Annotated in this window: 8 protein-coding genes; 5 read left to right on the forward strand and 3 right to left on the reverse strand. The window is 61.5% G+C overall.

Features of this window, described 5'->3' with window-relative positions; genetic code table 11:
- Positions 1-167: 167 nt before the first annotated feature.
- Positions 168-1553 carry a GABA permease gene (gene gabP, locus ACF8R3_RS16605; protein WP_196124525.1) on the reverse strand — a complete coding sequence of 462 codons (1386 nt, stop codon included), beginning with the start codon at positions 1551-1553 and terminating at the stop codon, positions 168-170.
- A 638-nt stretch (positions 1554-2191) separates the two neighbouring features.
- On the opposite strand from gabP, the gene ACF8R3_RS16610 reads away from it, so the two are divergent.
- From ACF8R3_RS16610 to ACF8R3_RS16630, 5 genes are all read left to right on the forward strand, one after another.
- Complete coding sequence (locus ACF8R3_RS16610; RefSeq protein ID WP_058606102.1) at positions 2192-2965, forward strand: ABC transporter ATP-binding protein; 774 nt, start codon at positions 2192-2194, stop codon at positions 2963-2965.
- A gap of 11 nt (positions 2966-2976) precedes the next feature.
- Entirely contained in the window at positions 2977-3729 is a 753-nt protein-coding gene (locus tag ACF8R3_RS16615; protein WP_058639938.1) for an ABC transporter substrate-binding protein, read from the forward strand.
- A 53-nt stretch (positions 3730-3782) separates the two neighbouring features.
- Positions 3783-4478, forward strand: a complete 696-nt coding sequence (locus ACF8R3_RS16620) for an ABC transporter permease (RefSeq protein ID WP_058606101.1) — start codon at positions 3783-3785, stop codon at positions 4476-4478.
- A complete protein-coding gene (locus ACF8R3_RS16625) occupies positions 4475-5164 on the forward strand; it encodes an ABC transporter permease (protein ID WP_078477838.1) in 690 nt (229 codons plus the stop codon). The genes ACF8R3_RS16620 and ACF8R3_RS16625 overlap by 4 nt, the downstream gene beginning before the upstream one ends.
- 113 nt (positions 5165-5277) lie before the next feature.
- Positions 5278-6483, forward strand: coding sequence for a methyltransferase (locus ACF8R3_RS16630; protein WP_392515907.1), 1206 nt, complete (start codon positions 5278-5280; stop codon positions 6481-6483).
- 428 nt (positions 6484-6911) lie between these two features.
- Here ACF8R3_RS16630 and ACF8R3_RS16635 read toward each other — a convergent pair whose 3' ends face one another.
- Positions 6912-7202, reverse strand: coding sequence for a DUF3077 domain-containing protein (locus ACF8R3_RS16635; RefSeq protein ID WP_058639967.1), 291 nt, complete (start codon positions 7200-7202; stop codon positions 6912-6914).
- A gap of 385 nt (positions 7203-7587) precedes the next feature.
- Positions 7588-7782, reverse strand: a 195-nt coding sequence (locus ACF8R3_RS16640; RefSeq protein ID WP_392515908.1) for an IS3 family transposase, incomplete at its 5' end; no start/stop codon positions are given.

A 7782-nucleotide genomic window follows, 5' to 3' on the forward strand; every position in this document is an offset into this window, starting at 1 on the left:
GTGCCGCGATGGGCCGCACAGCGGCCCCAGGTTTTCAGCTTCGGAGCAGATATGTCGCGGCCGGCCCGGCCACTCGGCAAGGACCGCTACATGGCATTGTGCAAGCTTGCAGATTTCGCGTAGAGCCGCTGCTTGCACCAGAGGGCAAGCGAGCGGTCGCCGCTGCCCTACTTGACCACCGCCGCCCGTCCGCCAGCTTCCCGCTTGCGGTGCACCAGCAGCCCCGCAGCCACCACGGCGATGCTCAGCAGTGCCGTCGCGATGATCTCGATGCGGTGGTCCTCACGCAGTGCCATTACCCCCAGTACCGCCACGATAAAGGCAATGGTCGCCCAGGTCAGCCCTGGGAACAGCCACATCTTGAACGCGATCTGCTCACCGCTGGCCTCGCGCTTGGCACGCATGCGCAGTTGCGAAACGGCAATCACCAGGTACACCAGCAACGCGATGGCGCCAGAGCTTGCCAGCAGGAACTCGAAGACCTGGGCCGGCGCGAGGAAGTTGGCGAAGACGCACAGGAACGCCGCCGCAGTGGACAGCAACACCGCCACGTATGGCGTAGCCGCCTTGGTGGTGCGCTGGGCCATCGCCGGGGCATCGCCACGCTTGCTCAGCGAGAACAGCATGCGCGAGGAGGTGTACAGCGCCGAGTTCAGGCAGCTGGTCACGGCGATCAGTACCACGATATCGACGATCAGCTTGGCATTGGGCACACCGATGCGGCTGAGTACGGTCTGGTACGAGCCGACTTCGGCCAGCGCCGGGTCATTCCATGGCACCAACGCCACGACCAGGAAGATCGACACCAGGTAGAACAGGCAGATCCGCCAGATCACCGAGTTGGTGGCGCGGCTGATCTGCTTGCCCGGGTCCTTGGACTCGGCAGCGGCGATGGTGACGATCTCGGTGCCCATGAACGAGAACATGGTCGTCAGCATGGCAGCCAGCACGGCGCCAAGGCCGTTGGGCATGAAGCCCTGGGTGTCGAACAGGTGGCTGGCACCGCTGACCTGGCTGGTGGGTACCAGGCCGAACATGGCCACGCAACCGACCACGATGAACGCGATGATGGCCAACACCTTGAGCAGGGCGAACCAGAACTCGAACTCACCGTAATTCTTCACGCTGAACAGGTTGGTCACGGTCAGCGCCAAGGTGATCAGCAGGGAGAATGCCCACAGGTCCACGGCCGGGAACCAGGCATGCAGGATGGCTGCAGCGGCGTTGGCTTCCAGCGGAATGACCAACACCCAGAACCACCAGTACAACCAACCGATCGTGAACCCTGCCCAGCGCCCGATGGCGCGGTCGGCGTAGGTGGAGAACGAACCGGTGTCGGGTGAGGCCACTGCCATTTCACCGAGCATACGCATGACCAGCACCACCAGCGTACCGGCAGCTGCATAGGCCAGCAGCACCGCCGGGCCCGCCGCTGCAATGGCGTGGCCGGAACCGACGAACAGGCCTGCGCCGATGACGCCAGCGATGGACAGCATGGTCACATGCCGTTGTTTAAGCCCCTGAGCGAGGTCATTGGAATTGTTGCCGCTCATAAAACTACCTTTGCAAGGAGTAGATCACGTCGGTTGCAGATGCGCGGCTCGCGTCTGGAGCATGCACAGCGGCAACCCTTGATTGGAGACTGGCAATAACCGCGCCATGTGCTACGCGCGCTCGACCAGACCACTCTCAAGACCAACAACGGCGGGGGCTAGGGCAAAAAACGCCACCGCGTGGCCGATTAGCCATGAAAAGCGCTCATTACCGAAATACTCACTTACAAATGCACCAAAGGTGCCCCTCGGTAACACCTGCGCACCATCACAATGCAAACAGGGCGCAACCCTTCGGTACAACCCTAGGCCAAGGCGGCGGTCAAAAAGGCTGCACCAGGGTGGCTGGACAGGCTGCCCGGACAGTCAGGTTTCACGGGCACATGGTCCGAAAGCGCTTCCCTGGAACCGTCAAAACTGGCACCATCGCGCCTTTTTTCATCATGGCTCTGGTGCCGGGCAACCTCCCTTGTGGACATCTGCGCGACGTTGCGCTGCAACGATGCGACAAACTGCCCCACCAATGCCCAGAGTGCCCGGCGACCCTGTTGGCCGTCATAATGCCGCTATGCTAGCTTGGCGCACGCCAGGAAGGCCGCCAACAGCTGGGAACGCACCCGAACACATGAGGACCGCACATGGCTCAGGCCACGCCCGCGCTGGAAATCCGCAACCTGCATAAACGCTATGGCGAGCAGGAAATTCTCAAGGGCATTTCGCTGACCGCACGCGACGGTGACGTGATCTCCATCCTGGGGTCGTCCGGCTCCGGCAAGTCCACCCTGCTGCGCTGCATCAACCTGCTGGAAAACCCGCACCAGGGCGAAATCCTCGTGGCCGGGGAAGCCCTCAAGCTCAAGGCGGCGAAGAACGGCGACCTGATGGCTGCCGACAACCGCCAGATCAACCGCCTGCGCAGCGAAATCGGCTTCGTCTTCCAGAACTTCAACCTGTGGCCGCACATGTCGATCCTCGACAACATCATCGAGGCCCCACGCCGCGTACTTGGCCAAAGCAAGGCCGAGGCCGTCGAGGCAGCCGAAGCGCTGCTCAACAAGGTGGGGATCTACGACAAGCGCCACAGCTACCCCGCCCAGCTTTCCGGTGGCCAGCAGCAGCGCGCCGCCATTGCCCGTACCCTGGCCATGAAGCCCAAGGTCATCCTGTTCGACGAGCCCACCTCGGCCCTCGATCCGGAAATGGTCCAGGAAGTGCTTAACGTTATCCGCGCATTGGCCGACGAAGGCCGTACCATGCTGCTGGTGACGCACGAGATGAACTTTGCCCGCCAGGTGTCCAGTGAAGTGGTCTTCCTGCACCAGGGCCTGGTCGAAGAGCAGGGATCGCCGCAGCAGGTCTTCGAGAACCCGACCTCGGCGCGTTGCAAGCAATTCATGTCCAGCCACCGCTAACGGAGCAATACATGCACACCTACAAGAAGTTTCTCCTGGCAGCCGCTGCCACCCTGGTGATGTCGGCCAATGCCATGGCCGCGGAAAAACTGCGCATGGGTATCGAAGCCGCCTACCCACCGTTCAACAACAAGGACGCCAGCGGCAACGTCGTCGGTTTCGACAAGGACATCGGTGATGCCCTGTGCGCCAAGATGAAGGTCGAGTGCTCGGTCGTCACCTCCGACTGGGACGGCATCATCCCGGCCTTGAACGCCAAGAAGTTCGACTTCCTGATCTCGTCGCTGTCGATCACCGACGAGCGCAAGCAGGCGGTGGACTTCACCGACCCGTACTACTCCAACAAGCTGCAGTTCATCGCGCCGAAGAACGTCGACTTCAAGACTGACAAAGACTCGCTCAAGGGCAAGGTCATCGGCACCCAGCGCGCCACCCTGGCCGGCACCTACCTGGAAGACAACTACAGCGGTGTGGACATCAAGCTGTACGACACCCAGGAAAACGCCTACCTGGACCTGGTCTCCGGCCGTATCGACGGCATCCTGGCCGACAAGTACGTGCAGTACGAGTGGCTCAAGAGCAAGGACGGCATGAACTACGAGTTCAAGGGCGAGCCGGTGATGGACAGCGACAAGATCGGCATCGCCGTACGCAAGGGTGACACCAAGCTGCGCGACGACCTGAACAAGGCCCTGGCCGAAATCAAGGCCGACGGTACGTACAAGAAGATCAACGACAAGTACTTCCCGTTCAGCATCGAATGATCCGCCCCGATTGGCGCGCCCCGGTGGCGCGCCATTCCCTAGAATGACCTGCCATGAATATCGACTTGCACGGATTCGGTCCGGCCATGATGGCCGGCACCCTGATGACCGTAAAACTGGCGCTGTGCGCCTTGCTGTTAGGGCTGGTGCTGGGCCTGCTCGGCGCCCTGGCCAAGACTTCCCCGATCAAGCCGTTGCAGTGGCTTGGCGGTTTCTACTCGACCCTGGTACGGGGCATTCCCGAACTGCTGTGGGTGCTGCTGATCTACTTCGGCACCGTGGGCCTGATGAACGCCCTGGGTGAAGCCCTGCACATGCCGGGCCTTGAGCTCAGCGCCTTTGCCGCTGGCGTCATTGCCCTTGGCCTGTGTTTTGGCGCCTACGCCACCGAAGTGTTCCGGGGCGCCATCTTGGCCATCCCCAAAGGCCACCGCGAAGCCGGGCTGGCCCTGGGCATGTCCAAGGGCCGCATCCTGTCGCGGATCATCCTCCCGCAGATGTGGCGCATCGCCCTGCCTGGCCTTGGCAACCTGTTCATGATCCTGATGAAGGACACCGCGCTGGTGTCGGTGATCGGCCTGGAAGAAATCATGCGCCACGCCCAGATCGGCGTGACCGTGACCAAGGAGCCGTTCACCTTCTACATGGTGGCGGCCTGCATCTACCTCAGCCTGACCGTCATCGCCATGACCGGCATGCATTTCCTGGAACAACGCGCCGCTCGCGGCTTCGCGAGGGCCGAACAATGAACTGGGAAGTGATCATCAAGTGGCTGCCACGCCTGGCCCAGGGCGCTACCCTGACCCTGGAGCTGGTGGCCATCGCGGTCGTGGCCGGCCTGATCCTGGCCATTCCGCTGGGCATCGCCCGTTCTTCGCGGCACTGGTACGTGCGCGCCGTGCCGTTCAGCTACATCTTCTTCTTCCGCGGCACCCCGCTGCTGGTGCAGTTGTTTCTGGTGTACTACGGCCTGGCCCAGTTCGACGCCGTGCGCGCCAGCGCGCTGTGGCCGTACCTGCGCGACCCGTTCTGGTGCACCGTGCTGACCATGACCCTGCACACCGCCGCCTACATCGCCGAAATCCTGCGCGGCGCCTTGCAGTCCATTCCCAAGGGCGAGATCGAGGCTGCGCGGGCGCTGGGCATGTCCCGGGCCAAGACACTGATCTACATCATGCTGCCCCGGGCTGCCCGCATCGGCCTGCCGGCCTACAGCAACGAAGTGATCCTGATGCTCAAGGCCAGCGCACTGGCCAGTACGGTTACCCTGCTGGAACTGACCGGCATGGCGCGGACCATCATTGCCCGCACGTACTTGCCGGTGGAGATCTTCTTCGCCGCTGGCCTGTTCTACCTGCTGATCTCGTTCATGCTGGTGCAGGGCTTCAAGCTGCTGGAGCGCTGGTTGCGCGTGGACGCCTGCCAGGGGCGCTGATCCTTTACCGGCCGCAGCCGGCTGGCCCGTGTTTGCCTAGCATGTGGATGCAAGGGTGAAAGCGGGTTCAGCCGACAGCACGGCCTGAACACCTTCTATCGACAGCGCTCCCAATGCCTACCTCCCTCCACAGCCACCTTCTGCTCGAACGCTTTCAGGCGCTTGATCGGTTTTTGATCGAGCATCAGGCGCTGTGGAAACCCAGGCCGTTCACCCGCCTGCACCTGGATTGGGAAGGCACCTACCCGGATCTGGCGCGACATCTGCGCCAAAGCACCCTGGCCGATGCCGAGGGTGACGTCGACCCACACGCACTGCCCGCACCTTATCCACAGCTGGCTGATGCCGCCCAGATGCTCAGCGCTCTGGGTAACCTGCCAGCCATTGCGCTCCCCGCTGCCGCGCACCGGCTTGACGTCAATGTGCCCGGCCGCAAATGGCAGCAGATCGAAGCCTTCGCCAGTCACCTCGCCTTCCGGGCACCCTCGCGTCACTGGCTGGACTGGTGTTCGGGCAAAGGCCATTTGGGCCGGCGTTTGCTGCAACCCGGCCAGCGCCTGACCTGCCTGGAGTACGACCCCGAGCTGGTGGCTGCTGGCCAGGCCCTCAGTGCCCATCACCACTTGCCTGTGCAACACATCCACCAGGACGTGATGGCCCCCGGCAGCGCCGAGCATCTGGATGCGGACACCAGCGTGGTCGCCCTGCACGCCTGCGGCGACCTGCATGTTCAGCTGCTGCGCCTGGCCAGCCAGCAAAACTGCCCACAACTGGCCGTGGCCCCGTGCTGCTACAACCGCATTGCCACCGCCCAGAACCAGGCGTTATCCACAGCTGCCCGTGCCTCGGCCTTGCAGCTGTCGCTGGATGACCTTGGCCTGCCCTTGAGCGAAACCGTCACCGCTGGCGCCCGCGTACGCCGCCAGCGCGACACGTCCATGGCCCGCCGCCTGGGCTTCGACCTGCTGCAACGCCAGCAGCGCCAGACCGACCAGTACCTGTCTACGCCATCGCTGCCGGTGGCCTGGCTGGCCAAGCCCTTCGAGCAGTATTGCCGTGACCTGGCGGCGCTCAAGCAATTGGAGCTGCACGGGGATATCGACTGGGCGGCCTTGGAGTCGGCAGGGTGGGAGCGCTTGGCGCAGGTACGCAACCTCGAACGCCTGCGCAACCTGTTCCGCCGCCCGCTCGAACTCTGGCTGGCATTGGATCGTGCCCTTTTTCTGACCGAACAGGGCTATGACGTGCGTTTGGGCGTGTTTTGCGACTATACCCTTACCCCACGCAACCTGATGATCCTTGCCGAGCGCGACAGATAGCCGCAGAACAACCTGTGGATAAGTCTGTGAACAAGCTTGGGGTTACCTGTTGGTGTACGCGGCCATCCAGATGGATTTGCTTATTCCAAAATCACGTTCAAGACCAGCAAAAACAGGCATTTGCGCAAATTCGGCTGGTTGAGGCCTGAGTTATGCCATTGGCACAAGCATTCGATGCCGCTTGTGCATAAGCAATTTTTCGGGGGCGATTTTTTGTTGATTTCAGAGAGGTTTGATGCGTAGGGGGTGGGGTTGCCATGCCGGAATTGGGAATGGCTCCAGTGCATGCCATAGCCTTGAAATTTTGAAGTCTGTTTTCTGCGGGTCGTTATCGAAGAACTGGGCGGGTGCCTGAAAACGGGTTGCCTATCCGCTTGGCACCCTGGCCCTATCGTCATCCATGCAGCCGAGGTTCGGGTGGGCCTTCGCTAGTGGCGTTTGCCTTTGGCGATTTCGATGTCGTTCAGCAAGGCGTTGGCCATGTCGCAGAGGTAATCCGCAGCACCGAGCAGCTTATGATCATCCTCCATGTCCCCCTCACGCACCAGGTGCCTGATGTAACCCATCAGGATCGAGACATGTTCGTACGCAGCATCCACCGGGATGCCGGGTTGAACGCGAAGGAGGTTTACGGGTGGGGTGCCGGCTTGGAGGAAGGTTTCTACGCCTGCGGTGGTGACAGCGCTTTCAACGGGTGGGTCAGGAACAATCGTTTTCATATGAAACCCCTATGTTCAAAGGAGTTGCCACATTCATGCTTCTCACGGGACAAAGGCGGCAACCGTGCACAGGGTGAGAAACCGAGTGAACATAGGAAGCCCGGCCAGACCGAAGTCTGCCCGTGCACGGTCGCCATTGAGCAGCCGCTAGGTTCAAAGTCGGGTTCTCACACCCGGTCGCCAGAGCGACGGGGCAAAGGTATCCGTGAGGTATTTCCCAGACAACGGCGATACTTCGGCAGAGCGCGTAGGATACGTCCGATAACTAAACTTGCAGAAGTCTCCAGCTGGAGAGTCCAGACATTTCCTACAAAACCAAGGCTCGCAAGCTACAACACTCCAGCCCAACTCATCCTGAGCTGCGCCCCAAATGTTGGACAGTTGGTTAGCCTATCTCAGCCTGAGTCCTGTAAGCCACAGGGCTCAGGCCGTTGAGCTTCATTTTGATTCGATCATGGTTGTAATAATGGATGTATTCATCCAACCCCGCCTTAAGCTCAGCCACGCTTGCGAAGCGCTCACGGTGGAAGTACTCCGATTTGAGCGTCCCAAAAAAGCTTTCCATCGCCGCGTTGTCCAG

The organism is Pseudomonas sp. FYR_7, assembly GCF_043106155.1.
GTDB lineage: Bacteria > Pseudomonadota > Gammaproteobacteria > Pseudomonadales > Pseudomonadaceae > Aquipseudomonas > Aquipseudomonas parafulva_B.

What these genes read in the sequence shown, in the direction of transcription:
- gabP (WP_196124525.1), bottom strand. Translation starts at nt 1,553, where the DNA reads ATGAGCGGCAACAATTCCAATGACCTCGCTCAGGGGCTTAAACAACGG.
- ACF8R3_RS16610 (WP_058606102.1), top strand. Translation starts at nt 2,192, where the DNA reads ATGGCTCAGGCCACGCCCGCGCTGGAAATCCGCAACCTGCATAAACGC.
- ACF8R3_RS16615 (WP_058639938.1), top strand. Translation starts at nt 2,977, where the DNA reads ATGCACACCTACAAGAAGTTTCTCCTGGCAGCCGCTGCCACCCTGGTG.
- ACF8R3_RS16620 (WP_058606101.1), top strand. Translation starts at nt 3,783, where the DNA reads ATGAATATCGACTTGCACGGATTCGGTCCGGCCATGATGGCCGGCACC.
- ACF8R3_RS16625 (WP_078477838.1), top strand. Translation starts at nt 4,475, where the DNA reads ATGAACTGGGAAGTGATCATCAAGTGGCTGCCACGCCTGGCCCAGGGC.
- ACF8R3_RS16630 (WP_392515907.1), top strand. Translation starts at nt 5,278, where the DNA reads ATGCCTACCTCCCTCCACAGCCACCTTCTGCTCGAACGCTTTCAGGCG.
- ACF8R3_RS16635 (WP_058639967.1), bottom strand. Translation starts at nt 7,202, where the DNA reads ATGAAAACGATTGTTCCTGACCCACCCGTTGAAAGCGCTGTCACCACC.